This window comes from Hymenobacter arcticus (assembly GCF_054779975.1).
In genome coordinates this window covers 26,932-52,299 of the sequence record NZ_BAAGXF010000003.1, presented here as the reverse complement: position 1 = coordinate 52,299, position 25,368 = coordinate 26,932, and the positions used below count along the sequence as shown (strand labels likewise).

Annotated in this window: 18 protein-coding genes and 1 riboswitch; of the genes, 7 read left to right on the top strand and 11 right to left on the bottom strand. The window is 61.2% G+C overall.

The annotated features are described in order from the left end of the window. Window position 1 precedes the first annotated feature (1 nt). Complete coding sequence (locus ACYVGC_RS06680; protein ID WP_460583034.1) at window positions 2-757, bottom strand: hypothetical protein; 756 nt, start codon at window positions 755-757, stop codon at window positions 2-4. Next, a complete protein-coding gene (locus ACYVGC_RS06675; RefSeq protein WP_460583033.1) occupies window positions 741-1,604 on the bottom strand; it encodes an ABC transporter ATP-binding protein in 864 nt (287 codons plus the stop codon). The genes ACYVGC_RS06680 and ACYVGC_RS06675 overlap by 17 nt, the downstream gene beginning before the upstream one ends. Window positions 1,605-1,892: 288 nt before the next feature. Between ACYVGC_RS06675 and ACYVGC_RS06670 the strand changes: the two genes are divergently transcribed. From ACYVGC_RS06670 to ACYVGC_RS06650, 5 genes are all read left to right on the top strand, one after another. After that, a complete protein-coding gene (locus ACYVGC_RS06670; RefSeq protein ID WP_460583032.1) occupies window positions 1,893-3,215 on the top strand; it encodes a glycoside hydrolase family 1 protein in 1,323 nt (440 codons plus the stop codon). A 112-nt stretch (window positions 3,216-3,327) separates the two neighbouring features. After that, entirely contained in the window at window positions 3,328-4,065 is a 738-nt protein-coding gene (locus ACYVGC_RS06665; protein WP_460583031.1) for an SDR family NAD(P)-dependent oxidoreductase, read from the top strand. 68 nt (window positions 4,066-4,133) lie between these two features. After that, window positions 4,134-4,332: riboswitch (cobalamin riboswitch) on the top strand. A 116-nt stretch (window positions 4,333-4,448) separates the two neighbouring features. Further along, on the top strand, window positions 4,449-5,606 hold the full coding sequence (locus tag ACYVGC_RS06660) for a TroA family protein (protein WP_460583030.1): 1,158 nt from the start codon (window positions 4,449-4,451) through the stop codon (window positions 5,604-5,606). Continuing rightward, window positions 5,603-6,682: an iron chelate uptake ABC transporter family permease subunit gene (locus tag ACYVGC_RS06655; RefSeq protein WP_460583029.1), complete on the top strand. Its 1,080-nt coding sequence runs from the start codon at window positions 5,603-5,605 to the stop codon at window positions 6,680-6,682. The genes ACYVGC_RS06660 and ACYVGC_RS06655 overlap by 4 nt, the downstream gene beginning before the upstream one ends. Further along, on the top strand, window positions 6,679-7,743 hold the full coding sequence (locus tag ACYVGC_RS06650; RefSeq protein WP_460583028.1) for an ABC transporter ATP-binding protein: 1,065 nt from the start codon (window positions 6,679-6,681) through the stop codon (window positions 7,741-7,743). Before ACYVGC_RS06655 ends, ACYVGC_RS06650 begins: the two co-directional genes overlap by 4 nt. Before the next feature lie 211 nt (window positions 7,744-7,954). Here the strand turns inward: ACYVGC_RS06650 and ACYVGC_RS06645 are convergent, their stop codons facing one another. From ACYVGC_RS06645 to ACYVGC_RS06620, 6 genes are all read right to left on the bottom strand, one after another. Then, complete coding sequence (locus ACYVGC_RS06645) at window positions 7,955-9,106, bottom strand: hypothetical protein (protein ID WP_460583027.1); 1,152 nt, start codon at window positions 9,104-9,106, stop codon at window positions 7,955-7,957. 79 nt (window positions 9,107-9,185) lie between these two features. Next, complete coding sequence (locus tag ACYVGC_RS06640; RefSeq protein WP_460583026.1) at window positions 9,186-9,749, bottom strand: hypothetical protein; 564 nt, start codon at window positions 9,747-9,749, stop codon at window positions 9,186-9,188. A gap of 176 nt (window positions 9,750-9,925) precedes the next feature. Further along, window positions 9,926-11,179 (bottom strand): hypothetical protein, encoded by a 1,254-nt coding sequence (locus ACYVGC_RS06635; RefSeq protein WP_460583025.1) that lies wholly within the window; start codon window positions 11,177-11,179, stop codon window positions 9,926-9,928. A gap of 114 nt (window positions 11,180-11,293) precedes the next feature. After that, window positions 11,294-12,922: an acyl-CoA carboxylase subunit beta gene (locus ACYVGC_RS06630; protein ID WP_460583024.1), complete on the bottom strand. Its 1,629-nt coding sequence runs from the start codon at window positions 12,920-12,922 to the stop codon at window positions 11,294-11,296. Between the two features lie 164 nt (window positions 12,923-13,086). Next, complete coding sequence (locus ACYVGC_RS06625; protein WP_460583023.1) at window positions 13,087-14,097, bottom strand: MlaD family protein; 1,011 nt, start codon at window positions 14,095-14,097, stop codon at window positions 13,087-13,089. 140 nt (window positions 14,098-14,237) lie between these two features. Continuing rightward, window positions 14,238-15,113 (bottom strand): N-acetylmuramoyl-L-alanine amidase family protein, encoded by an 876-nt coding sequence (locus ACYVGC_RS06620; RefSeq protein WP_460583022.1) that lies wholly within the window; start codon window positions 15,111-15,113, stop codon window positions 14,238-14,240. A gap of 110 nt (window positions 15,114-15,223) precedes the next feature. Here ACYVGC_RS06620 and ACYVGC_RS06615 point away from each other — a divergent pair, with 110 nt between their 5' ends. After that, window positions 15,224-18,247 (top strand): putative LPS assembly protein LptD, encoded by a 3,024-nt coding sequence (locus tag ACYVGC_RS06615; protein WP_460583021.1) that lies wholly within the window; start codon window positions 15,224-15,226, stop codon window positions 18,245-18,247. Between the two features lie 151 nt (window positions 18,248-18,398). On the opposite strand, the gene ACYVGC_RS06610 is transcribed toward ACYVGC_RS06615, so the two are convergent. Together ACYVGC_RS06610 and ACYVGC_RS06605 are read right to left on the bottom strand one after the other, a co-directional pair. Then, window positions 18,399-18,935 (bottom strand): 2'-5' RNA ligase family protein, encoded by a 537-nt coding sequence (locus ACYVGC_RS06610; RefSeq protein WP_460583020.1) that lies wholly within the window; start codon window positions 18,933-18,935, stop codon window positions 18,399-18,401. A 148-nt stretch (window positions 18,936-19,083) separates the two neighbouring features. Then, complete coding sequence (locus ACYVGC_RS06605; RefSeq protein WP_460583019.1) at window positions 19,084-20,211, bottom strand: hypothetical protein; 1,128 nt, start codon at window positions 20,209-20,211, stop codon at window positions 19,084-19,086. A gap of 135 nt (window positions 20,212-20,346) precedes the next feature. Between ACYVGC_RS06605 and ACYVGC_RS06600 the strand changes: the two genes are divergently transcribed. Further along, window positions 20,347-22,677 (top strand): hypothetical protein, encoded by a 2,331-nt coding sequence (locus ACYVGC_RS06600; RefSeq protein WP_460583018.1) that lies wholly within the window; start codon window positions 20,347-20,349, stop codon window positions 22,675-22,677. A 115-nt stretch (window positions 22,678-22,792) separates the two neighbouring features. Here the strand turns inward: ACYVGC_RS06600 and ACYVGC_RS06595 are convergent, their stop codons facing one another. Beyond that, window positions 22,793-25,231 (bottom strand): bifunctional YncE family protein/alkaline phosphatase family protein, encoded by a 2,439-nt coding sequence (locus ACYVGC_RS06595; RefSeq protein ID WP_460583017.1) that lies wholly within the window; start codon window positions 25,229-25,231, stop codon window positions 22,793-22,795. Window positions 25,232-25,368: the final 137 nt, after the last annotated feature.

Here is a 25,368-nt window from a genome sequence, read left to right as displayed (position 1 = left end):
GTTAAAGCTGTTTTTCGGTGAGGCGGGCGTAGGCCGCCGCCCACAGCAGCGCCGCCAGGGCCAGGGGCACCGCGGCCAGCCACGGCAGCTGGGTATCGGGCAGGTTCAGCGGCCCCACGCCCTTAATGGCCGCCGTGGTGAAGGGCACGGCCATGCCCAGGCTGCCATCGACCCAGTAGTTGAGGAGCTGAAAATTGGCCACGCCCACCACCAGCGTGCCCGCAAAGGCTAGGCTGGCCGTTTTCACAAACGACAGCCGGGGGAAGAAAATACTGCCCCACAGCGCCAGCCCGTGCAGCACCAGCAGCAGCCCCAGGCCCGGCACACCGTTCTTGGTGAGCAGGCTCAGCAGCGGGCCGGGCTGCGGGCTCACAAAGCGCATCACCAGCCAGTCGGCCAGGTAAAAGCTGGTCACAAAAACCGCCAGAAATACCGGCAGCGACACCAGCCAGGCCAGCAGGTACTTTTCGAGCTGCGAGGCGGGCAGCGTGAGCGCCAGCGCCGCCTGCCGCCCCTCGCCAAACTGCCCAAAGGCCAGGCTGGCAAAAAAACTGCCCGCGCCCAGCAGCAGCAGCGCAAACAGTGCCGCCTGCCCTGACTCGCTCAGCGGCTGGCGCTGCGCGTAGGTGACGAGGGCCAGCAGCAGCAATTGCCCGCCCAGCAGCACGGCCGCGCCCAGCGCGTAGGTTTTGCCATATTCGGCGCTGTGCTTGCGCACCAGCCGCCCAAACCGCTGTAAGTTAACGTACTGATTCATATTGGCTATTGCGTTTAGTGAGGTAGGTGGCCACGCCCGACTCGGGGCCGGTGAGGGCATTGAAAAGCAGCTCCAAATCGACCTTGCCGAAGGCCCCGCCGTGGTTGGGCCGAATGACCTGCTGCCCGCGCACCGAGGGCGCGGCGTAGAGCGCCTCGGGCACGGCCGCGCCCACCGGCGCGGTGCCAAAGCTGAGCTGCTCGGCCAGGTCGTCGAGGCTGGCATTGAGCACAATGCGGCGCTGGTGCAGCACCAGCACGGTATCAATCAGGCTATCGAGGTCGCGCACCTGGTGGGTCGAAATGATGACGCAGCGCTCCTCCCCCAGCGCGCCGGCCACCAGCTTGCGAAACTGCGCCTTGCTGGGAATATCGAGGCCGTTGGTGGGCTCGTCGAGCACCAGCAGGCCGGTATTGGTGGCCAGGGCAAAGGCGATGAGCGCCTTTTTTTGCTGGCCGTAGGAGAGCGCCGTGAGCCGGGCCAGCGCGGGCACGTCCAGCTCACGCAAGTACTCGTGGAAGGCTACCGCATCAAAGCGCGGGTAAAAAACGCCGGTACTGGCCGCCAGCTGGGTAGCCGATACGGGTGGCGCCTGCACATCTTCGGGCAAGAAGAACAAGTTCTCCAGCGTGGCGGGGCGGCGGCGGGCGGCGGCGTGGCCGTCTACCTCACAGGTGCCGCTGAGCGGAAAGGCCAGCCCCACCAGGTTTTTGAGCAGCGTGGATTTGCCCGCGCCATTCTTGCCCAGCAGGCCGTAGATGTGGCCCCGGCGCAAGTCCAGGTTCAGGTTTTCCAGTTGAAGTACTCGGCGCGAGTACCCAAAATGCAGGTTACGGATGCGAACCATGAGTGAAGTGCTTTAGTGTATTACTTAACTAGTACACCACAAATGTAGGTGACTTTTACTTCCGCGGTGCTGGGGCTACAAAAAACCGCTCATTTTTTAGGGGCAGGCATTGCCAGGCGAAGCGGAAGCTGCCCACTGTTTGTTCATAAACCCTTCATAAACAAAGAAAAGCGATAGTTATTTCGCCAGGTAGGCCCCGATTTTCGTATGACTGGCTACCCCATTCTTCCTCCTGCCGCGGCCAGCTTTTGGGGCTCGGCTCGGCTTATTTCCCACGCATTTCCACGTATGGCAGCGCCGCAATTTCTCTTCGCCACGGGCATCGAAAACAGTTATCCCACCATCCAAAACGGCCGCGTGCGCCAGGATGAGATGGAAAAATGCGGCCACTACAAGTTCTGGCAGAAGGACTTTGACCTGGTGCAGGAGCTGGGCATTGAGGTGCTGCGCTACGGGCCGCCCATCCACACCACCTGGACGGGGCCGGGCCAGTACAACTGGGACTTTGCCGATGCTACGTTCAACGACTTGCTGCGGCGCAACATCATCCCCATCGTGGACCTGTGTCACTTTGGGGTGCCCGACTGGCTAGGCAACTTCCAGAACCCCGATTTTCCGCAGCTTTTTGCGCAGTATGCGGGCGATTTTGCCCGCCGCTTTCCGTGGGTGCAGCTCTACACGCCCGTGAATGAGATGTACATCTGCGCCGAGTTTTCGGCCCTCTACGGCTGGTGGAACGAGCAACTAGCTAGCGACCAGGCTTTTGTAACGGCTCTTAAGTACATTGTGAAGGCCAACGTGCTGGCCATGCACGCTATTTTGGCGGTGCGGCCCGATGCTCTGTTCATCCAGAGCGAGTCGAGCGAGTACTTCCACGCCTCCAACCCCCAGGCCATCAAGCCCGCCGAGTTGCTGAATGCCAAGCGGTTTCTGTCGCTGGACCTGAACTACGGCCGCCGCGTGGACTCCGATATGTATGAGTACCTACTCGATAACGGCATGACGCGGGCCGAGTACCATTACTTCTTGGACAATGACCTGCGCCACCAGTGCATCATGGGCAACGACTACTACCGCACCAACGAGCACCGCGTGCGACCCGACGGCAGCACCACGGCTTCGGGCGAAGTATTTGGCTACCACGTTATTACCACCCAGTACCACGACCGCTACCAGCTGCCCGTGATGCACACCGAAACCAACCTCTGGCAGGGCCCCAACGGCGACGAAGCCGTGAACTGGCTCTGGAAAGAGTGGGCCAACGTGCTGCGCGTGCGCAACGACGGCGTGCCTATCCTGGGCTTTACCTGGTATTCGCTCACCGACCAAGTGGATTGGGACACCGCCCTACGCGAAAACAACGGCAACCTCAACCCCTTGGGCCTCTACGACTTAAATCGTAATATCCGTCCCGTGGGCGAGGCCTATAAAAAGCTCATCAGCCAGTGGAAGCAGGTGCTGCCCACCCAAACGGCCTGCCTGCAAGTGCCCCTCATCATGCCCCAGGAAAGCAACGCCGCCTGGGCCCGGCAGCAAAAAGAGGCCAGCCAGCAGGCCCAGGCCCAGCCCTCTACCACCACCGCCAACGCGCCGCTGCAAGCCAACCATTAAGTAAGGAGGTAGCGTGGACTCTGCGAGTCCGCGCGTTGCGCCACTTGCCAATCTCTTACCCTAACGTTCCCACGCGCGGACTCGCAGAGTCCACGCTACACCGCTCTACATCATGCGTTTCCAGGATAAAGTAGTCATAATTACGGGTGGGGCCAGCGGCATCGGCCTGGCCATTGCCAAGCGCCTGGCTTCGGAAGGCGCCCGCCTCGTGCTGGCCGATATCAACCAGGCCAACCTCGACCAGGCCGCCCCCGTGCTGAAAGATGCCGGCGCGCCCGACGTGCTCACCAGCCTCTGCAACGTAGCCCAGGAAGACCAGGTAATTGCTACCGTGGCCGCCACGCTCACCAAGTTTGGCCGCCTCGACGTGGTGGTGAATAACGCGGGCCTCATGCATTTTAAGCCCCTCGAAGAACTCACCGGCGACGACTGGCTGCGTGTGCTGGGCGTGGACTTGCTGGGCGCGTTTTACTTCACCAAGCAGGCGTTTTTGCACATGAAGCCGGGCGGCAACATCGTGAACGTAGCCAGCATCCACGCCGTGGCCACCGAGGCGCTGGTGGCCCCCTACGCCGCCGCCAAGGCCGCCGTACTGTCGCTCACCCGCTCATCGGTGATTGAGGGCAAGCCCAAAGGCCTGCGTACCAACGTAGTGCTGCCGGGGGCCATCGACACGCCCATGCTCTGGAACAACCCCAACGTGAAGTCGGGCGTCGAAAAAATCAACCCCAGCGACGTGGGCAAGCCCGAAGACGTGGCCGCCGCCGTGGCCTACCTCGCCTCCGACGATGCCGCCTTTGTGCAGGGCGCCGAGATGCGCGTGGATGGCGGGCGCCTCGACCACTTGTAGGCCGCGGGGCCGAACGGTGGCGCGGGCAGCCCTGGGGCCAAGGGGCCAGCCACTGGCGGGCAGTGCTACCTTTGCAACCGAGCAAGGGTAGTCGCTTCCGCGGTGCGGGGCGGCTTTAAAAGGGAATTCGGTGCGAAACCGAGACAGTCGCCGCTGCTGTGACCCCAGTTGCCAACCGGCCGATACGTGGCGCCACTGTTCTTGCGGGAATGGGAAGGCCATCGGCCGGGGGGAAGTCAGAAGACCTGCCGTTGCCTCCTTCACCCACCGCTTTCGGTAGAAAAGCGCGCCGTACCATGCCCCACTCCTCGCCTACCCCCGGCCGCGCCGGGGGCCTAGCTTCCCCTTTTTTTACCTGGCGAACTAGTTGTTTACTAGCTACTTTGCTAACGAGCCACCTGGTTGGGCTGGGGCAAGTGCGGCCCGCCCGGGCGGGCACGGCGGTGCCAGTAGCTCGCCCCGCCGTGCCCGCCCGCCCGGCCCCGGCGCCCGGGCGCACCTCGGTGCAATACGCCAAGGGCTTTCGCCTGGCGTACGCGGGTAACTACAAGGTAATCACCATTCAAATCCCCACCGAGCCGGCGGCCACGGCCAGGCGCTACCTGCTGGTGCCGCGCGGGGCCGCGCGCCCGGCCGGCTACCCCGATGCGCAGGTTATCGAAACGCCGATTCGCAGCCTCGTAGGCTTGTCGTCGATGCACGTGGCGCTGGCCGATTTTCTGGGGGCCGCCGATGTGCTGGTGGGCGTGGGCAGCTTGCAGTACGTGTCGGCGGCGCGGGTGCGGCAGCGCATTGCCACCGGCCAGCTCTACGAGGTAGGCCAGGGCAAGGAGCTGAACAACGAGCTGCTGGTGGCCCACCACCCCGACCTGGTAATGACCACCGGCTGGCCCGGCGAGCGCGCCGACCAATTTCAAACCCTGCACGCGGCGGGTATCCCGGTCATTATCAATTCGGAGTGGGTCGAGACCACGCCCCTGGCCCGCGCCGAGTGGGTGAAAGTGCTGGCCGCCCTGCTCAACAAGGAAGTCGTGGTCAACCAAAAGTTCGACGCCGTGGCCCGCGAGTACCAGCGCCTGGCCGCGCTGGGCAAGCAGGCCACCCGGCAACCCAGCGTAGTGGTCGGCCTGCCCTTTAAAGACGTGTGGTACGTGCCCGATGCGGATAGCTACATGGCCCAGTTTCTGCGCGACGCGGGTGCCACCTACCACTGGGACCGCACCAAGGCCCCCGGTGGCAGCGTAGCCTTGTCGTTTGAGGCAGTAGCCCCGGTGGCGCTGGCGGCCGACTACTGGCTGCACATTGGCACGCTTACCTCCAAAGCCGGCCTGCTGGCGCAGGATGCCCGCTACGCCGCTTTCGCCCCCGTCCGGAACAACCGGATTTTCAATAACACCCTGCGTACCAACGCCCAGGGCTCCAACGACTACTGGGAATCGGGGGCCATGCACCCCGACCTGCTACTGGCCGACCTGCTCCACATTCTACACCCCGAGCTGCTGCCCACCTGGACGCTCCGCTATTACCAACCACTGCGATGAGCCAGCCCTCGCTTGCACCGGGCCCCGCTGCGCGGCCCGGCCCCCGGCTGGTGCAGGGGCTCCTGCTGCTGGTTGTGCTGGTTGTGGTGGCCTTCGTGCTCGATGTGGCGCTGGGGCCGGTGCGCATTCCGGTGGGCACGGTGGCGCGCCACCTGCTGGGCTACGGTCCGGCGGCCGACACGGCCACGGCTTTCATTGTGCATCAAATCAGGCTGCCCAAAGCACTTACGGCGCTAGCCGTAGGTAGTGGTCTGGCCGTGAGCGGCTTGCAGATGCAGACGCTCTTCCGCAACCCGCTGGCCGGGCCGTCGGCGCTGGGCCTCACGGCGGGCGCGGGGCTGGGCGTGGCCCTGGTAATGCTCACGGGCGGCGGCGTGACGAGTGCCCTGGCCGTGCGGCAGCTGGGGCTGGCCGGCAGCTGGGCGCTGGTGCTGGCGGCCACGGCCGGCGCGGCCCTGGTAATGTCCCTGGTGCTAACCCTGGCGGCGCGGGTGTGCGACAATGTGGTGCTGCTCATTGTGGGCCTGATGGTGGCCAGCGTGACCGGGGCCATCGTCAGCCTATGGCAGTATTTCAGCGCCCCCGAGCAAATTCAGGAGTATTTACTCTGGACGTTTGGGGCGCTGGGCGGCGTCACGGGGCCGCACCTGACGGTGCTAGCCACGGTGGTTGGGGCCGGCTTGGTACTAGCCATGGCCTCGGCCAAGCCGCTGAATGCCTTGCTGCTGGGCGAAAACTACGCCCGCAGCCTGGGCTTGCGCGTGCGCCGCTCGCGCACGCTTATTATTCTGAGCACAAGCTTATTAGCGGGTAGCATCACGGCTTTTTGCGGGCCCATTGGGTTTGTGGGTATCGCTGTGCCCCACCTCACCCGCGCCCTGCTGGGTACCGCCGACCATCGCTTGCTGCTGCCCGGGGCCTGCCTGCTGGGCGCGGCCCTGGTGCTGGCCTGCGACTGCCTAGCCCAGCTGCCCGGCAGCCAGATAACGCTGCCCATCAACGTAGTAACCTCGCTGCTGGGCGCGCCCGTGGTACTGTGGGTGGTGCTGCGCCGCCCCATTCGGTCTGCCGCATGAGCGCCACCCCACTCCCCGCCGCCCCTACCCCGGTAGTAACTGCCGACGCCCTGACAATAGGCTACGCCGGGCGCAAAGGTGCACCCCGGCTGGTGGCGGGCCCCTTGCATCTCACCCTGTGGCCCGGCGAGCTGGTGTGCCTGCTGGGGCCCAACGGAGCCGGCAAATCGACGCTGCTTCGCACGCTGGCCGGGGTGCAGGCCCCGCTGGGCGGCCGCCTCACCGTGGGCGGCCGGCCCCTGGCCAGCCTCAGCCCCGAGGCCCGCGCCCGCCAGCTCAGCATCGTCCTTACCGAACGCATTGACGCTGGGTATCTTACCGGGCAGGAACTGGTGAACCTAGGCCGCCACCCCCACACCGGCTGGCTGGGCGGCCTCTCGGCGCACGACCATGCGCAGGTGCGCGCCGCGCTGGCGGCCACTGGCACCACGCAGTTTGCCCACCGCCCGGTGGGTGAGCTGAGCGACGGCGAGCGCCAAAAAGTGATGCTGGCCCGCGCGCTGGCCCAGGACACGCCCCTGATTCTGCTCGACGAGCCCACCGCCCACCTCGACCTCCCCAACCGCGTGGCGCTGCTGCGCCTGCTGCACCTGCTGGCCCGCACCCTGGGCAAGGCCATCCTGCTCTCCACCCACGAGCTGGACCTGGCCCTGCAGGCCGCCGACCGGGTGTGGCTGCTGCCCGCCACCGGCGAGCTGCTGGCTGGCCCACCCGAAGACTTGGTGCTCAACGGAGCGTTTGCGGCCGCGTTTCAGCGCGAGGGGCTGGCTTTTGACCCCGCTACCGGCACCTTTGAGCTGCACGCGCCCACGGGCCCGGCCGTACAGCTGCTCGGCGATGGCCCCGCCGCGTTCTGGACGCGCCGGGCCCTGCTGCGCGCCGGCTTCGTGCCCACCGATAGCCCCGCCACTTGGCGCGTCACCGCGCCCGCTTCTTCCGAATCACCCTTGGGCACTTGGCTGAGCCAGGTGCCCGGGCAGCCAGCGCTGCCCCACAGCTCCATTGCCAGCTTGCTGCAAGCGCTCGGGGCTGCCCACGCGCGCACGGCATCACCTGAATAACCCAAGTTGCAGACCACCGCGCCGCACTGGCAAGTTTCAGCTAGCGGAGCCGGCCGGCGCTAGCCGGCCGGAGAGGGTATGCGCTTTTCTGCATCAATCCGATAAATATTACAACGTGCTCTTAGTCAGTTTTTTATCTGCCTAACAGCCTACGCTCAGGAAAAATGCGCGTTGCCCAAGCCATTCCCTGCCAGCGTAGTCCTAATTCCCCTTAAAAACTCAGCCTTATCGGCACGTTCTTGGAAATCCGGTATAGCTTGAGCCAGGCTTTCAGCGCGGCGGGGTCATGCTCGAAGGCCAGCACTTCGGCGGCCAACTGCTTGGTTTTGGCTTCGAGCTGCTGCTTTTGCTGCTGGTAGTCGTAGTCGATACCGGTTGCCGTGCGGGTGTAAAAAAACGAGCGGCCCGTGAAGGCCGCCAGGTCCTGCTGCTCGTTGAAGAGCGTTTGGTCCAGCTCCTGCACCTGCTCTTTGAGGAGCTTATTGTAGTAGCGCAGCTGGTCTTCGGCCAGGCTTTCGAGGTGGCTTTGGTCGATGCGCTGGAGCTCCAGCTGCAGGCGCAACAGGGTAAGCAGCTCGTTGGCCTCGTAGGCGGTGGTTACTTGCTTCAGCAGCTCGGTTTTGCGGTCTTTTTCGGCTTCGTCGGGCTCTAGGTCGGGGTGCAGGTGCTTCACCAGGTCCATGTAGAGGGTGCGCACGGCTTTGGTGATGTTTTTTTCCTCGGCCTGTTTCTTGTCTTCGGCGGCCTGCTGCTTGGGGCTTTTCTTGCGCTTAGCGCGTTGGGCTTCGCGGGCCTGCTCCTCGGCTTCGTAGGCAGCTTCGCGCTCGGCCATCACCTGGTCGACGTAGGCATGAAATTTTTCGGGCGTACTTACATCCACGGCAGGGTCAAACTCAATGCCGTATTGCAGGGTAAAAAGCTGCTTCATCATGTCGGCCGCCACCTCGTCCACAACAGCTTCTTCGGCGGCGGTGGGCGGCGGAGCGGCGTACTTATCGATGACGGCCTGCAAGTCGGGAAAGCCTTTGGGGGGCAAGTCGTGGCAACCGTTGGCGATGAGGTCGGCCACCTTGCCGCGCTCGCCCTTAGTGAGCTTATAGGTATCGTGGGCCAAGTCGAGCACGCGCACTAGGCGGACGCGGACCTCGTTGTGCTGGTGCTGCAAGGGGCGATACTCGTTTTGCACGCGCTGACGCAGCCGAGTGGCGGCTTCGCGGAAATCGTGCGCCTCTTTTTCGAGCTTGGCAATGCGCTTGGTGAGGCGGTTAAACTCCTTCTGCGCCTTACCAAGCGCGCTAGTATCAGTGCCAGCCGCTTGAATATGAACTATTTGCACTTTGGGAGCAACTGATTTTTTAGCCATAAGAAGTGCGCAGTACGAGGTGCGCAAAATAACGCCGGCTCAGCGGTTTTGTTGGCCTGATACTAACGCGAGTCAGGGATTAGTATCGTAGCTCTACTCCCGTCTTACTTAATACATCAGCTCCAGGCATTACGTCCATACCATTAAAATTCCCAACAGCTACTTTATGAATTTGTCGCCTCAAGCGACCCGAAATCGATACTATTTCTTTCCAGTTCCATCGTTTTACCTCAGATAATTCTTTGTCATCATCCGCTCTTACTAAGGCCCCTCTCTCGTTAAAATGCCCGATATTAGAATGATGAAAACAGTTTTTTTGATGCCCGCCCAAGTATAGGTGAATTAGCCCCCATCCGACCGTTGCATAGCGAAAAGTATGGCCATTACAATAGTCCGGATTCAGATTAATTTTTCTAAAAACTACTTCTCCCCCAAAACGCGGACTCCATAATTGGAGCGTTACGGCAAATTGCCCACCGTTTTCCAAATCGAATTTTGATGCTATCTCAGCGGTACTTTTATATCGATAAATTTCCTGACTAGGTTCGGAACCCAAATCAAAAACCTGCAAGTCCGTATTCTCGAAAATGAATTCAAAAACTTGCATTTTATCCACTGCATTTGCCAAAAAATTGTAGTTCATATCTAAGTAGCTCCCACATTATCCACTCGCTCGATGGGCGAATGATTAGCCCCACTTATCCTTCTCGAAATTACCTTATTTATTTCCAGCAGGCTATTTTCCTGCACTGGCACGAGTTACTCTTCGCTAGAATCACACTGGCGGGGAAGTACCATAGGGGCATAAGACACAGACCATTAACCAAAAGAAAAAAGCTCCGTAATTTCCTCGTTATCCATAACATAGGCGGCCACCATACCGTCTGCTGATATTTTGATTGCACTCCCGTATCTGGCTAACGTTTTGGTTGCTGCTAGGCGGCCTCCCCCGGTACTGCCAGCGGCTATTTTTATGATAGCTCCGGCGGCTATTACATCTCCCTGATGGTTTATGATGACTGCCCCATCTATCCCAAGCAGCTCTTTTCGGAGCACTCTGTCAAGGTCTTGAAACTTCTTTCCGTCAATCAATCGCTTGACAGACTGGCTTTTCACGGAAGTGGCAGCAGCTATTAAATCGCTTTCTTTTATCGTTTCATCGGCTATCATTCCTCTCACGTCGGTGCTACGCACAAACGCAATGCACCCACCCGTTTTTGCGAATGACACGTCGAGAATTGTTTCGTAGATAGCATTCTTGGCTATCTTATCCGTATTTCCAGAATGACCGGATATTCGGCTAATTACTGGCAGATGGTTATAATAATTCCAGATACCCCGTCTTTTGGAGAAAAGAATTTTTTGATTTTTGAAAATCAAAATTTCCCCATTGTTTGTAAGGGCCAGGCAAATTTTCTCCTTGTCAGCGTAATCCGCGAACGCGTTGAACTTCAGAGGAGAATACGAATTCTTTACGACATTATCAGATAAGTTCACGTGGCCCAGCAAGGCCCCTTTCGAAGAAAGCAGCAAGCAACTTTCTATACTACCGGAAAGCAGCGCGCAAAAATCCTCTTCCAGTATTTTATCGATACCAGGAAATTTACTGGTGCATACTTGCGCCTTTGTAAAATCAACAATAAAGCTAAAGGTTACCCTACGACCTTCGTACGTTCGGGCGGCCCATCTGTCAAAACCGTCCAGGATATCGAACAAAACCTTGTAATCAGTAGAGGAGATGTATTTACAAATCCCAACTTCAACCGAATGCGTTATGACCCGCTCACGGTACGGGCTATCAAGCTTAGCGTAATTCTCGAAGAGCTCCTTTATGATTGCTTGAATTATCTCCTTATCTATACCTGCAAAAATCTGGCTTCTTTTAATTTCCAGCTTATAAGTAGCCTCCTTTTCAGGCCTAATATGAATAAGCTGCGCATTGGGTTGTATCGCAACTAAATCCGACCACTGATTATCACCGTCGGTAATTCCTAGTATGCTTCCCACCTCAGCTCCCGTCAGAATAGGACAGATGTATTGGGAAACTATTTCTTTAAATAAGGTAGCTTCCATGAAATCAGCAGCTTATACTAATAGGACTTACGCACTGCGCGCAGAGGGCACATTACGTAAGTCCTACACTAAATTTTCAGGGTAAATGTACTAATGCTCTTCTCAGGGCAATTCTCACACTTGAATAACGCCCACGTTATACGCTTTCTCAATCGGCGCATGATTGGCGGCCGAAATCCCCTCCGAAATGACCTTACGCGTTTCGAGCGGGTCGATAACGGCATCGACCCAGAGGCGGGCGGCCGCGTAGTAGGGCGATAATTGCTCCTCGTAGCGGGCTTTGATGCGGTCGAGCAGTTCCTTTTCAGCTTCGGGCGTAATCACTTCGCCTTTGGCTTTTAGCGAGGCGACCTGGATTTGCAGCAGGGTGTTGGCGGCGGCGGCGCCGCTCATTACGGCGAGCTGGGCGGTGGGCCAGGCCACGATGAGGCGCGGGTCGTAGGCCTTGCCGCACATGGCGTAGTTGCCCGCGCCGTAGCTGTTGCCCACCACTACGGTAAACTTCGGTACTACGCTGTTGGCCATGGCATTAACCATCTTGGCGCCGTCCTTGATGATACCGCCCTGCTCGCTGGCCGAGCCCACCATGAAGCCCGACACGTCGTGCAGAAACACCAGCGGGATGCGCTTCTGGTTGCAGTTCATGATAAAGCGGGCGGCCTTGTCGGCCGAGTCGGAGTAGATGACGCCGCCCATCTGCATGCCAGTTTTCTTGCTCTTCACAATTTTGCGCTGGTTGGCCACGATGCCCACCGCCCAACCGTCGATGCGGGCGAGGCCGCAGATAAGCGTCTGGCCGTAGAGGTCCTTGTAAGGCTCAAACTCGGAGTTATCGACCAGGCGATTGATGATTTCCATCATGTCGTAGGGCTTGGCGCGGTCGCTGGGCAGCTGGCCGTACAATTCCTTTTCGTCGAGCCGGGGTGCGGCGGGCGTGGCGCGGCTGAAGCCGGCTGAGGACTGCGCGCCCAACTTGTCGAAGATGTTGCGGATGTGGTCGAGCGCCTCCTGGTCGGTGTCGAACTTGTAGTCCGTCACGCCCGATACTTCGGAGTGCATGGCCGCGCCACCGAGTGCCTCATTATCAATGGTTTCGCCGATGGCCGACTTCACCAGGTACGAACCGGCCAGGAATACCGAGCCGGTGCCATTCACTATCATGGCCTCGTCGCTCATAATGGGCAGGTAGGCCCCGCCCGCCACGCACGGGCCCATAATGGCCGAAATCTGAACGATGCCCAGGCTGCTCATCACCGCGTTGTTGCGAAAAATGCGGCCGAAGTGCTCCTTGTCTGGGAAAATCTCGTCCTGCATGGGCAGGTACACGCCCGCCGAATCGACGAGGTAGATGATGGGCAGCTTGTTTTCGATGCTGATTTCCTGAGCCCGCAGGTTCTTTTTGGCCGTGATGGGAAACCACGCGCCGGCCTTTACGGTGGCATCGTTGGCCACTACCACGCACTGGCGGCCCTGCACGTAGCCCATTACCACGACTACGCCGCCGCCGGGGCAGCCGCCCTCCTCCTGGTACATGCCTTCGCCAGCGAAGGCACCAATCTCAACCTGGGCCGCGCCTTTATCAAGTAGGTAATCAACGCGTTCGCGGGCGGTGAGCTTACCTTTTGCTTTGTGGGCAGCAATGCGCTTTTCGCCGCCGCCGAGGGCCACTTTGGCCAGCTTCTGGCGCAGTTGAAAGGTAAGTTGCTTGAGCTGGTCTTCGTTGCGATTAAACTCGATATTCATAACCTGGTACTGGGTGGGATAGGGTGTAGCGTGGACTCTGTGAGTCCGCGCGTGGTAGCATTGAACAACGTTCCTGCGCGCGGACTCAGCAGAGTCCACGCTACAAAAAAACCCGCCCCTTGCGGGGCGGGCTTCAAAGATACTAGGTGCGGCAACAGGTCTGCTTAATTGGTAATGGCCGGGGCCGTGGTCACTTTTTTGGTTTCGGTGGTCACGGTGCCGTCGGGGCTTTTGGTGGTTTCCTTCTTGGTTTTGTCCTTGCCGCCGCCAAATACTGAGAAGTGCACGTAGCGTTTGGGGTTGGCCTTCATGTCGGAAATCAGCGCGTTGGAGCTAGCAGCCGTGGCATTCAGGTTATTATACAGCAACGTATCATTGATGAGCTTGCCGAGCGAGCCGGTTTTGTCGTTCAGGGCAGTGCTCACGCCTTTCAGCGACGTCTGGGCTTCGGTGAGCGTGGCGTTGAGGTTGCGCAGGGCCGGGCCTACAGGCGCGCTCTTCAACGAGTCAGACAGTTGGCTGAAGTTGCTGGCGATGCGGTCGAGTTTTACCGTGCTCTTGTTGAGGGCGGCGCTCATTTGAGCAAAGTTGCGGGTAATCTGGTTGATGTTGGCCTGGTTGGAAGCAATGAGGCGTTGAAGAGCCACGGTGCTTTCGCGGGCCCCTACTAGGGTGCCCTGGATGTTGGTTTGGGCATCCTTGTTGAGGAAGCCATTGATGTGCGAGAGCGTTGAGTTCACGGTATCAAGCAGCACCGTGGCGCGGGCCTGCACAATGTCGGTGATGCTCACGGCGGTGGTTGTTTTCAGCGTTTCGCCGCCGCTAAACTTTTTAGAGTCAGCACCCAAAAGCAGGGTAATGGTTTTGGAGCCCAGCAGGGAGCCACTGAGGCCAGCCTTGGTAGAGTCGCCGAGCTCAATGCCCTTAGCCAACTCCAGCGAAGCTTTAATCGAGTTATTTTTATCGGGCTGCAGCTCCAGGTTTTTCACCTGGCCCACTTTGATACCGTTGAGGATAACGGGGGCGCCCACGTTGAGGCCGTCTACTTTGGGATAGATAGCATAGTAGGTACGGTCGCTGGAGAGCAAGTTGCTGCCCCGCAGAAAGTTAAACCCCACGGCCAAGGCAATGAGCGCCACTACGGCCAACAGGCCAACTTTTATTTCTTTAGACACAGGAAGGTAGATTTAAGCTAAGATGGGCCAACTAGAAGATGGATGCCAGGCCGCCAATGGTTGCGTCGGCCGGCCGTACTAGCGCCCTTAACGGCAAATGCGGGCCAGATGTTAGGCTAGTGAATAGCCCCAGTATTAGCTCACTCGCCGCGGGTGCCCTCCAGGTCGTGCTTATACTCGCGAAATGCCCGGTAAATGCCGTTGGCAATGGCCTGCTGGCCCACTTTATCGTCGAGGTAATTTTCTTCACCACGGTCGGTGAGAAAGCCCGCTTCCACTAATACAGAGGGCATTGTGGACTTCCAAAGCACAATAAAGCCGGCTTGCTTGATGCCGCGCGAGCTGCGCCCCACGCTGGTGCGAAACTGGCGGTCGATGCGCTGGGCCAGCCGCAGCGAATTGGTGAGGTAGGCGCTTTGGAACAGCGAAAATAAAATGTGCGACTGCGGCGAGCGTGGGTCGAAGCCGTCGTAGCGGCGCTTGTAGTCCTTCTCTTGCAGAATAACCGAGTTTTCACGCTGGGCCACGCCCAGGTTGGCGTCGGTTTTGTGCAGGCCCATGGTCCAGACTTCGGTGCCGCGCGCGCCCTTGGGCCCGGCGTTGCAGTGCACCGAAATGAAGAGGTCAGCGTGATTACGGTTGGCAATGGCGGCGCGCTCATCAAGCTCGATAAACACGTCCGTTTTGCGGGTGTAAATGACCCGCACGCCGGGCGAGCTGGCCTCAATCTGGCGGCCCAGGTCGCGGATGATGGCCAGGGCTACGTCGGCCTCGTGGGCGCTGGCGCCGTTGCAGCCAATGTCTTTGCCGCCGTGGCCGGCATCGAGCACCACCGTGCGCAGGCGGTAGCGGGTGGGGTCCATATCGGCATCGACAGCCGAGTCGGGGGCAGTGGGGGTAGCTACTACCGGCTGCCGCGCGGGCAGCGGGGGCCGGGGGCTGGTGAGTGAGTCCTGGGCATTGAGCACCGGGCAGAGGGCACTCAGCAGGATACAGGTCAGCGCAATAATCCGCACGATGGTCGTTGGGTGAAAAAACCAGGCAACTAGCAACCTTTGGCAGGGGTAGCGGCCTCTTATCTTTGTAGTAAGCCTCAAAAGTAATTCACCCGGTGGCTTTAGGTAACTTGCTTTTCTTCAACGCTCTCTTTTCGGGTCTTTTTCACCGCCGCCGCTGGGCGCTGGCGGGCGTACTGGGTTTGTGGCTCTGGCTGCTGGGCGGCGCTACCGTGGCCCAGGCCCAGACCACCACCGACTCGACCAGCGGCAACCGGCGTCGGGCCGGCTCGGTGCCCACACAGCCGGTGCGCAACCTCAACTACGACCGCAACGCGCCCCAGAGCCCGCCGCCGCCCGGCGAAAAAAACGTGGGCCAGCCCGCCGTGCCGGCCGTGTCGCGCAAGGCGGCCCCGCGCCTCACGCCCGACAGCACCGGCCTGCTGGCCGACACCAGCCGCCGCGTGCGCGACTCGCTCAACCTGGTGGTGCTGCGCCGCCGCAGCCAGGTCGAAACCACGGTGAAATACGCTGCCAAGGACTCTATCCAGTTCGACGTGACGCAGAAAGTGGCCCGGCTTTACAATAAGTCGACGGTTGACTACGGCAAGATGAGCCTCAAGGCGGCGCTCATCACCGTGAACTATGGTGATAATACGGTGCAGGCCGCCGGCCGCCGCGACACCATCAAGCACCGCATGGCCGACCAGCCCTTGCTCAAAGATGATGCGGGCACCTACGCGGCGGGCAAGATTAACTACAACTTCAAAACCAGGAAGGGCAAAATCAGCGAGGTAGTGACCCAGCAGGGCGAGGGCTACATTCATGCCGAGGTGGTGAAGAAACTGCCTGATAATGAGTTCTTTGGCTTGCACGGCCGCTACACTACCTGCAACCTCGAGCACCCCCACTTCTACATTGAGGCGGGCAAGATGAAGGTGATACCGGGCTCCAAGGTCATCACCGGGCCCTTCCATATGGTGATTGCCGATGTGCCGCTGCCGGTGGGGCTGCCATTTGGCTACTTCCCCACGCCAAAGGCGGGGCGGGGGTCGGGCATCATCATTCCGACGTTTGGGCAGGGCGCGCAGCGGGGCTACTCGCTCACCAATGGCGGCTACTACTGGGCCCCCAACGACTACATCGGCCTGCGCGTGACCGGCGACCTCTACGCCGGCAACGCCGACCGGCTGGGTGGCTACGGCATTGCCACGGAGCTCACATACCGCAAGCGCTACAAGTACCAGGGCAGCTTCCGGTTCACGTATTCCAACCAGCCGATATCGCCCATTCTCACCACCACCACGGTGGCCAACACCGATTATTTATATTCCAACTCGCAGAATACGTTCTGGATAAGCTGGGCCCACTCGCCTACCCCGCTGCCGGGTGGCGGCGTGTTCTCGGCCAGCGTGCAGGCGGGCAGCTCGTCGTATAACCGCATTAATACGCTGAACGCCCGCCAGTTGCTGTCAGCTACGTTCAGCTCGACGGTGAGCTATAGCAAGCAGCTGCGCACGCTGCCCATCAACTACTCGGTGCAGCTGGCCCAGAGCCAGAACACGCAAACTGGTGTGATGGACTTCACGCTGCCCAACTTCAACCTGGGCGTGGCGCGGCAGTACCCCTACCAGTGGCTGGGCATTCAGCCGAGCGGCAAGTTCTACGAGCAGTTTGCCATCAGCTACAACCTGGTAGCTCAAAACCGCATCAGCAGCCTGGTGCCGGCCCGCACGCTGGCCGGCGACGTGCCGCTGCTAGGCGGCAGCAGCACGCCCTACAACATTCCGGTTAACCTCAAGAATCTCAACAACTTGCTTCGCAACGCCCAGAACGGCTTGCAGCACCAGTTTCAGATTACGCTGCCCTCGGCCACGCTGCTGGCGCGCCACATCCAGATTCAGCCTTCCGTCAGCTACGGCGAAACCTGGTACTTGCAGCGCCTGCAATACAGCTTCGAGCCGGTGCCGCGGGCGGTGCGCATCGATACTATTTCGCCGAGCTTCAACCGGGCCTACTCCTACTCGGGTAGCGTGTCGGCTTCGACCAACTTCTACGGCACGGCCAATTTCAAGGGCAACCACTACGTGAAAGCCATCCGGCACAAGGTGTCGCCGAGCGTGAGCTACTCGTACTCGCCTGACTTGTCGAATTCTTCGCAATTCCAGTCCTTCTCTGCTGCGCAGGGCTCTACGTACGATGATTTGCGCCAGGCTTACAGTGGGCGTATCCTCGACCCGCGCCAGTTTTCGCGCTACCAGGGCTCGGTGTACGGCACGCCCACTAGCGCCCGCGTGAGCCAGATTTCGTTCAGCCTGCAAAACCAGATTGAGATGAAGGTGCGCAATAACCAGGACACCACCGGCACCAACCCCTACAAAAAGGTGAGCCTGGCCGATGGTATTGACCTGAGTTTGTCCTACAACTTCTCGCCCGATTCGCTGGCCCCGCAACAGCTGTCTAACCTCAACCTGGGCTACCGGGTGCAGGTAGCCAAGAAGCTTAACATTGTAATTAGCAGCGCGTTCTCATTCTACCAGCGTGACTCGACTGGTAACACTTCTTTCCGGGAGCGCGGGCCAGAAGGCCGGGTTCTCAAGGCCCACTACCTGTGGGAGGGCAACAACAGCTTCCGCCTGGCGCGCCTGCTCAATGCCAACCTGAGTTTGGGCTACCAGTTTAACCCCGCCGCCCGGCCCAAGAGCAAAGCGAACATTCCGCGGGCCGTGGCCCCAGCCAACGACCCGGTGCTGGGCTCGCCGCTGCAACAGCAGATTTACGCCGACTACATCGACTTCGACATTCCGTGGGAGGCCACGGTGCAGTACACAGCCTCCTACAACACGTCGGCGGCCCCCATCCGGCCCTCGCTATATGGCGTGACGCCCCTGCTCTCGGGCAACGCCATCACGGCCAGCGGCTCGGTGAAGCTCACGCCCAACCTGCGCCTGAGCACCAGCCTCAACTACGATTTCCGGGAAAACACCTTCGTGTACCCCACCGTCAACTTCTACCGCGACCTGCACTGCTGGCAGATTTCGGGCCTCTGGATACCCGTGGGGCCCTACCGGGGCTACAACTTCACCATTGCCGCCAAAAGCAGCCTGCTGCAAGACTTGAAGCTGAACCGGAATAAGACGATTCTGAACCGCTAGACTACCGTTTGTCATTGCGAGCGCAACGAAGTGAAGCGCGGCAATCCTTCCTTTTTCGTTGGGTTAGTGACCCTAACGTGCAGGAAAGATTGCCGCGCTTCACTTCGTTACGCTCGCAATGACAACCGACTTTTACTTTATTCGGAGCAGCTTATTTACCAAACTCAAACACTACTTCGCGCACAAACATGTCGCCCTGCGGCTGAAGAATGGCGAGGTTGCTAATTTCCAGCTCCAGGTTAAACGTTTGATTATTAAGAAATTGCATTACCGGGCCAAGGAGCTCGGGCGTGGTATCGTGCAGGGCCAGCGAAATGTGGGGCAGCCAGAGGTCGGGGGCGCTGAACTTGTCGGTGCGCGAGCAGAGCGGGGCCGCTACTTCGAGAATGCGGTGGTGCAGTAGGTTGAGCGCGTCGGAGCGCAGCACCGGGATATGAATGACCGGGTTATCGCCCGGAAACATACCCAACCCAGTGGTGTGGGCAATGAACGAGGCGGTGGTATGGGCTATTTCGTGCAGCGCTTCCTTCAGTGTTTCCAGGTCAGCGGGCTCCACAATCTGGTAGGTGAGGTGCGGCTCAGGGGTGGCCTGCACATCAGTCAGGCCGAATTCCTTTTCCAGGCTTTTGATGAGAGCGTTGATATGGTCGGAAGACGGCGAAGGCAGCAGCGAGGTAATGGCGAGCATAACGCGGAAAGCGGGTCGGGGGAAAAGGATGGCAGACTAGCAGGACGCTACCGGCCCTAAAGCTACGGGGCGCAGCAATTGTTCGGGGGCCGGGCGGCGGGTCCACTGGCTACTAACGCAAGCCAACGACGCCCCCCAAGCCGGGCCGTTATGGAAAAACTACTTTTTTGAGGGCGTAATCCGATACCGGGGGCGTTTGCCGGGGGGTGGCCTGTAAGGCGTCGAGGTGCGCTTGTAGCACGTAGCTGGTGTTGTCGGCGCGGCGGGCCAGGGTGGTGGGGTAGCCGCCACCCGTGTCGTAGCTCTTGGGGCTAGCCACGGTCACAAAATCGTCGGTTGAGGTGAGTTGGTACACCTTGCCCTGGGTGTTGCACACGGCCAGCAGGGTGGTGTTGGCGATGAGCTGCAAGCCATCGGCGTTGAGCAGGCTGAGGCCGGCGGGCAGGGTCACTTTGGTAACCCGGATGGGAAGCGGGTTGGGCTGGCTGGGGGTGGGCAGGGTCGGCACGGTCACCTTCAGGAGCGTACCCTTCGCGGAGTTGGCCACCAGCAAGTAGCCATTGGGGTGATACACAATGCCGTTGAGGCCAAACTTACCAGCGGGGGCCGTCAGGGCGGCCACGGTGGCCGTATCGGTTGCAGTGGAGAAAATGGTCCCCGCGCCCACGCCTTTGCTATCGAACGTAACCTTATAGATAACCGGGGCGAAGCTGTCGGTTACGTACGCACTGCCCTGGTTGTCAATGGCAATGTCGTTGGCGAAGTGGCTGGGGTAGCTCATTGCCTGGGCGCTGAGCTCCACGGAACTGATTCTGGTGCCGTTGCTGCGGTCGAATACGACCAGGCGAGCCAGCTTGTTCAGGGTAGTGGCACTGGTGCGGTCGGGGTTGTAGCCGGGGTCTGACACGGCCACGAGCAGCCGGCCCCGCGGCACATCGAGCTTGAGGCCGATGCTCGAAATCAGCAAATCATCATTGGTAAAAACGGAGTAGGCACCCGTGGCATAAGTCGTATCCTTCCCATCCTTGCCCCTGTCGTTCCGGCCATTATCGCGCACCTGGCCAATGCGGCCGGCCGTTTCGGAGCTTACCAAGAAGCGCCCCTGCTGGTCGTCGTACTGCGTGCCCTCGGGGTAGAGGCCGGCCTGGGAGAATGTAACGGCAGTAGGCGTCACCGGAGGAATTCGGGTATCACTGTCCTTTTCGCAGGCGGCCAGCAGCAGCAGGCCGCTGAGGACACCCAAGCGCGCCGCGAGCGGGCGGGAAGAAAACTGCATAAGCCAGCGGATAATCTAGAAGAATCAAATACCCCGTAAAGGTCGCCTGCTCTACGGCAAAAAACCAGCTTAGGGCTGAATTGGTGCAACCCTGAGCCGGCTGTTTTTCGTTAGCAGCGCTTCAGTATTAACGCCGTGTCTACTTCCACTGCCTCCGTTTCTCCTGTTCGCACCTCGTCTGCCCCTGGCCGCCCCTGGGGTCGCTGGCTATTGGCCGGACTAGCCCTAGTGCTACTGGCCGGCTTGGGCTGGCTGAAATGGGGCCTCGACCCCTGGCTGCGCCGCCAGCTTACGCAGCAGGTAGCCAGCCAAACCCACGGCCAGTACGCCTTGGTGGTGAGCAACTTGCGCACCGAGCTATTGGCGCGCAGCCTGCACCTGCGGGGCGTGGCCCTGCGCCCCACCACCCCCACCCTAGCCGATACCCTGCCCCGCCTCACGGCCCGCCTGGCCCGCCTCGACCTGCACGGCGTGGGGTTGCTGGCGCTGTGGCGCGGCACCACCGCCCCCATCGACAGCCTCACCCTCGACTCGCTGCAACTCGACGTGGCGGCCCTGGCCAAGCGGCCGGCCCCGGCCCGCGCTGGCGTCCCCTTTTACCAGCAGCACCCGCTACGGCTGGGCTACCTGGCCCTGCGCCGGGCGAGCGGCCGCCTGGGGCCCGCCCAGGCCCCGGTGGCCCAGCTAGCGAAGGCTACCATCCGGGCGCGTGACTTGCTGCTGAGCCCCGCCGGCCAAGCCGATACTCAACGGCTGGCGTTTGCCGCCGACTGGCAGGCCACGCTGCACAAAGCCCAAGCGAAGCTGGGCGGGCACACCATCACCACGCAGAAGCTGTACTTTGCCTGCGATAAACAGCTGCTAGGCATTGACTCCCTGCGTATTGCGCCGCCCGCGCCGGGGCAAGCCAAGCCGGGGGCATTGCAAGTGGCGTTTACGATGCCGCGCGCGCGAATGCAGGGCCTGGAAGCGGCCACCTGGCAGCACCAGCACCGCCTGCGCACCGATTCGGTCCAGCTCATTGGGCCCCGCCTCACATTTAAGCCGCCGGCCAAGGCCCCGCCGCCGCTGTGGCAGCTGCTGCGGCCTTTGTTTCGGCGGGCCGACATGCGGCAGGTGGTTATCGAGGATGGCTACATTGCCGTGGCGGGCGTGAGCGAAGCACCTGCCGTGCGGCACATGTTTTTGGTGGGCCGCAGCCTACGCGTAGATTCGGTGGCCGAGCAGCCCACGGCCCGGCGGGTGCTGTACGCCCGCGCCTGGGCCGGGCGGGCGGGACGCATCACGGGCACGTTTGTGGCTCCGGTGTACCCGGTTAGCATCGAGCGGGCCTTCCTCAATACCGATGCCCAGGTGCTGCGCCTCACCGCGCTGGCCATGCACACTACCCTCACGCCGGCGCAGCTCAACCGGCGCAGCGGCTACCAAGCCACCCAGCTCACCGTGCGCATGGCCGAGCTGCGGGCACAGGGCTTTGATTTTCAGCAGCTTTCGGCCAATAGCCACCTGCGCATTGCGCGCGTCACGGCCGAGCAGCCCTACTTACTGACCAACAGCGACGGCCGCGGGCCCATCAATCACAAGCCCTCTTTCCTTACCCCCGAGGCGATGCGCCGCCTGCGGGCGCATATAGAGGTGCAGCAGTTGGAGCTGCGCAATGGCACCATTGTGGCGCAGTTTCGCAGTGCCCGCACGCCGCTGCTGGGCACTTTTAGCATTAATCGCCTGAATGCCACGCTGCGCAACGTCAGCAACGACCCCGCCCGCATGAGCCTGGCCCACCCCCTCACCGGCACGGCCACCGGGTATTTGCAGAATACCTGCCGGGCCGAAATTCAACTTACCACTTCCCTGCTCGACCCGCGCGGCCGCCAGCACTTGTGGGGCAGTTTTGGGCCGGCCCCGTTCAGCATTCTCAATCCCACGATGAAGCCCACCAAGCTCATCAGCTTTAAGAGCGGGCAGGTGCAGCACATTGATTTTGATGAGCGAATTGACCGCCAACGCATCAGTGGCAAGGTGCGGGCCTATTATACCGACCTGCGCATCAATTTCTTAGGCTACGATGAGGGCGAAGTCAAGAAAACGCTGTTTGGCCGCCTCAAGAGTGGGGCAGTGAACCTGGTGGTGCGCGACCAGAACCCTCGGCCCGGCGGCCGCCTGGTAGTGGGCGAAATCGACTCGCGCCGCGAGCTGGAGTTTTCCGCGTTCACGGCCTGGCGGCAGGGGCTCATCAGCGGCTTTTTGCACAACGTGGGCGTGCCTAAGAAACTAGCCACCAGCCTGGGCCACTCAGACGGTGGCACGGCCCTGCCACCGGGGCCCCACGCGCCAATACCGGCCAGCGCCCAGCCTAGTGAGCCCGCTAGCAAAGGGCTGCTGCACAAGCCTATGCGGTGGGCTAAAAAGATTATTCGCCGCGTGAAAAAGCTGGGTAAGCGGGTGGGGCGGGCGGTTGCGCCTTAGCGGCTATTCGAGTAAGAATCGGGGAAGCCAGCGCCAACGCTTGCTCAAATACGAAGGAATTTGAGCAGGCATTGGCGCTCCCTCACGGCCCGCCAGCACTCCCGGGCAAAGCTGGCTAGTCATCGTCGTCCTTGCGCTTGGGCATAAGCTGCAAGAACGCGCCGCGCCGGGGCGCGGGCATGGTGGATTCCTCGCCGCGCACCGATTTCCAAACCACCTCATTGAGGTCTAAATCAGGCACTTCGTCTTCGTGGGCAAAGTCGAACTTGGCCGAGCGCTCGGCGCTGCGGTTCCAGGCGGTGTTGCGGGTATCGAGGGGCACGTTAGCGGCTTTGGCCCGGTACGGGGCTAGGTTGGGGGCGGCCTGAAACACGCCGAACAGCGGCCGGGCGGCCGCGTCGTACTGGCTCATGGGCGGCAGGCCGAGCAGCAACTCGATGGTGCGCATCACGCCGGCGGTGGTGTAGAGGGTGTGGTCTACGGCGCCGTGGCGCACGTAGGGGCTGATGACGAAGGCCGGCGAGCGGTGGGCGTCGATGTGGTCGGGGCCGTTCTGGGCATCATCTTCCAGTACAAAAATGGCCGACTCGCCCCAGATGCTACTGGCGGCAATGTGCTCCACGAGTTGGCCCAAGGCCAGGTCGTTGTCGGCCACGGCCGCGGTGGGGCTCACCTTGCCCAGGCGCTGGCCGCTGGTGTGGTCATTGCTGAGCCGGATGGTGCTGAACTGCGGCACCGCCCCGCGGGCCAGCAGCGAGTCGAAGTCCTGGGCCCAGATGCGGGTGCGCACCACGTCGGTCACGTCCATGTCGAAGCCCGGCGCTTTAGGGCACACGTGCCCGCGCAGCGACTTGAGAGACGTTTTGCCATCCTCCGCAAACTCGCCGTAGGTGCGGTAGCTGAGGCCGGCGCGCTGGCAATAGTCCCAAATGAAGCCGTCGCGGGGGTAGGCGATTTTGCGGGTGCCCTCGAAGTCGTAGGTGCCGCCGCGCCCGCCGTAGCTGATGGGCCACGACTTCTCCACGTAGTCGGTGGCGTAGGCGGCGGTGCTCCAGTTGTGGCCGTCGGCGCTCACCTCGGCATTCACATAAAAGTTGTCGAGCAGCACAAACTCGCGGGCCAGCGCGTGGTGGTTGGGCGTCACCTTCCGCGGAAAAATGCAAAGTGACGAGTCGCCCTCCCCTTCTCGCACATCACCCAGCACCTGGTCGTAGGTCCGGTTTTCCTTGATGATATAGAAGATGTGCTTGATGGGCGACTTTTCGCCGGCCCGGCGCGGCACCGGATTGCCGGCCGCCCCCAGCGCCAGCGTCTCGCTGGCTTTGGTGAAGGGCGAGTTGGCGTACACCTGCGCCGAATACGCTTTGAGGCGCGCCGCATCGGGGGCCGCAATGAACGAGAGCGTACCTTTGAACAGCCCGCCGATGTACTGCACCTCGCGCTGCTCGGTGCTACCGGTTTGGTAGCCGCTGTTGTCGGTTTTCTTCATCGGCTGCGGGCCGTTGGGGTTGGCCAGGCTCGAAAAGCCTTTCCCATTGGCTACCAATACTTTATTACCCAACGTGCGCACGCAGGTGGGGTACCAGCCGGTGGGGATGAAGCCCCGCGCGGCGCTGTGGCCGGGCGTGGCCACGTCGAACACGGCCAGGCAGTTATTGTCGGCGTTGGCGATGTAGAGGGTTTTGCCGTTGGGGGCCAGGGCCAGGCCGTTGGTGGTGGAGCCGGTGAGGCGCGTGGGGTACAGGCTGGTGGCGATGGTTTCGAGCACTTTCCAGCCCTTAGCATCCACCACCGACACGGAGTTATCGTTGGCATTGGCCACGAACAGGTAGCGGCCGTCGCGGCTCTGTATCAGCTCGTTGGGGTGGCTGCCGGTGGCCAGCCCGGCCCGGATACGGCCCGTGGCGCGGTCGTAGGCCAGCAGCTTATCGCCGCCCCACAGCGTAATGTAGAGCGTCTTTTGGTCGGCCGAAAGCAGGCAGGCGTAAGCTTCGGCCCCCAGCTTTACCTTGCTGAGGGTACGCTTGGTCTGGGTGTCGAGCACGTAGAGGGCGCTGTCTTCCTTCGTGACGGTGTAGAGGCGCTGCCCGGTGGCGGCCACGGCCAGGCCCGTGGGGCTGATTTTGGCCTTGGGCCAGCCGGGGCCGAGGCGCAGCGTGTCGGGGGCGCCCAGCTTGCGCGCCACCACGGGGTAAGCCAGAATGATGTTATCGTTGCCGCCCGAGGCGTAGAGCTTATCGCCCTTCGCATTAAACGCCAGCCCGTACCACGATTTGCCGATGGGCTGTTCATCGAGCAGCTTTTCGGTAACGGGGTCGATGAGCTGAATCTGCTGCTTGCCCTGGCCATTGTTGGTGACGGCCAGCAGTTTGCCGCCCGGCGCGAGCTGCATGTTGAGCGGCAGGTCGCCGAGGGGCAGCGCGGTACCGGCCGGCGTGAGGCTCCAGCCGTTGGGCAGCAGGATTTTGGCGGCGGCCGGGTCGTTGGTGGGCCGCTGGGCCTGGGCCACGCCGGCCACCAGGGTGAGGGCCGCAAGGGCGAGTAAGCGCTTCATAACATCGGGTAAAATCAGTAACGCGCAAAGGTCTGCGCGGCGCATGATTTTCTGATTACGCGAAGGTTACGTTGCGAGGTAGCGTGGACTTTGTGAGTCCGCGCATGGGGGCGTTAGGGTACGGGCACCGGTCCGCC

Coding starts and splice junctions, on each gene's coding strand:
- ACYVGC_RS06610 (WP_460583020.1), bottom strand. CDS start 18,935: ATGCTCGCCATTACCTCGCTGCTGCCTTCGCCGTCTTCCGACCATATC.
- ACYVGC_RS06635 (WP_460583025.1), bottom strand. CDS start 11,179: ATGGAAGCTACCTTATTTAAAGAAATAGTTTCCCAATACATCTGTCCT.
- ACYVGC_RS06675 (WP_460583033.1), bottom strand. CDS start 1,604: ATGGTTCGCATCCGTAACCTGCATTTTGGGTACTCGCGCCGAGTACTT.
- ACYVGC_RS06680 (WP_460583034.1), bottom strand. CDS start 757: ATGAATCAGTACGTTAACTTACAGCGGTTTGGGCGGCTGGTGCGCAAG.
- ACYVGC_RS06650 (WP_460583028.1), top strand. CDS start 6,679: ATGAGCGCCACCCCACTCCCCGCCGCCCCTACCCCGGTAGTAACTGCC.
- ACYVGC_RS06670 (WP_460583032.1), top strand. CDS start 1,893: ATGGCAGCGCCGCAATTTCTCTTCGCCACGGGCATCGAAAACAGTTAT.
- ACYVGC_RS06630 (WP_460583024.1), bottom strand. CDS start 12,922: ATGAATATCGAGTTTAATCGCAACGAAGACCAGCTCAAGCAACTTACC.
- ACYVGC_RS06645 (WP_460583027.1), bottom strand. CDS start 9,106: ATGGCTAAAAAATCAGTTGCTCCCAAAGTGCAAATAGTTCATATTCAA.
- ACYVGC_RS06640 (WP_460583026.1), bottom strand. CDS start 9,749: ATGAACTACAATTTTTTGGCAAATGCAGTGGATAAAATGCAAGTTTTT.
- ACYVGC_RS06665 (WP_460583031.1), top strand. CDS start 3,328: ATGCGTTTCCAGGATAAAGTAGTCATAATTACGGGTGGGGCCAGCGGC.
- ACYVGC_RS06595 (WP_460583017.1), bottom strand. CDS start 25,231: ATGAAGCGCTTACTCGCCCTTGCGGCCCTCACCCTGGTGGCCGGCGTG.
- ACYVGC_RS06605 (WP_460583019.1), bottom strand. CDS start 20,211: ATGCAGTTTTCTTCCCGCCCGCTCGCGGCGCGCTTGGGTGTCCTCAGC.
- ACYVGC_RS06655 (WP_460583029.1), top strand. CDS start 5,603: ATGAGCCAGCCCTCGCTTGCACCGGGCCCCGCTGCGCGGCCCGGCCCC.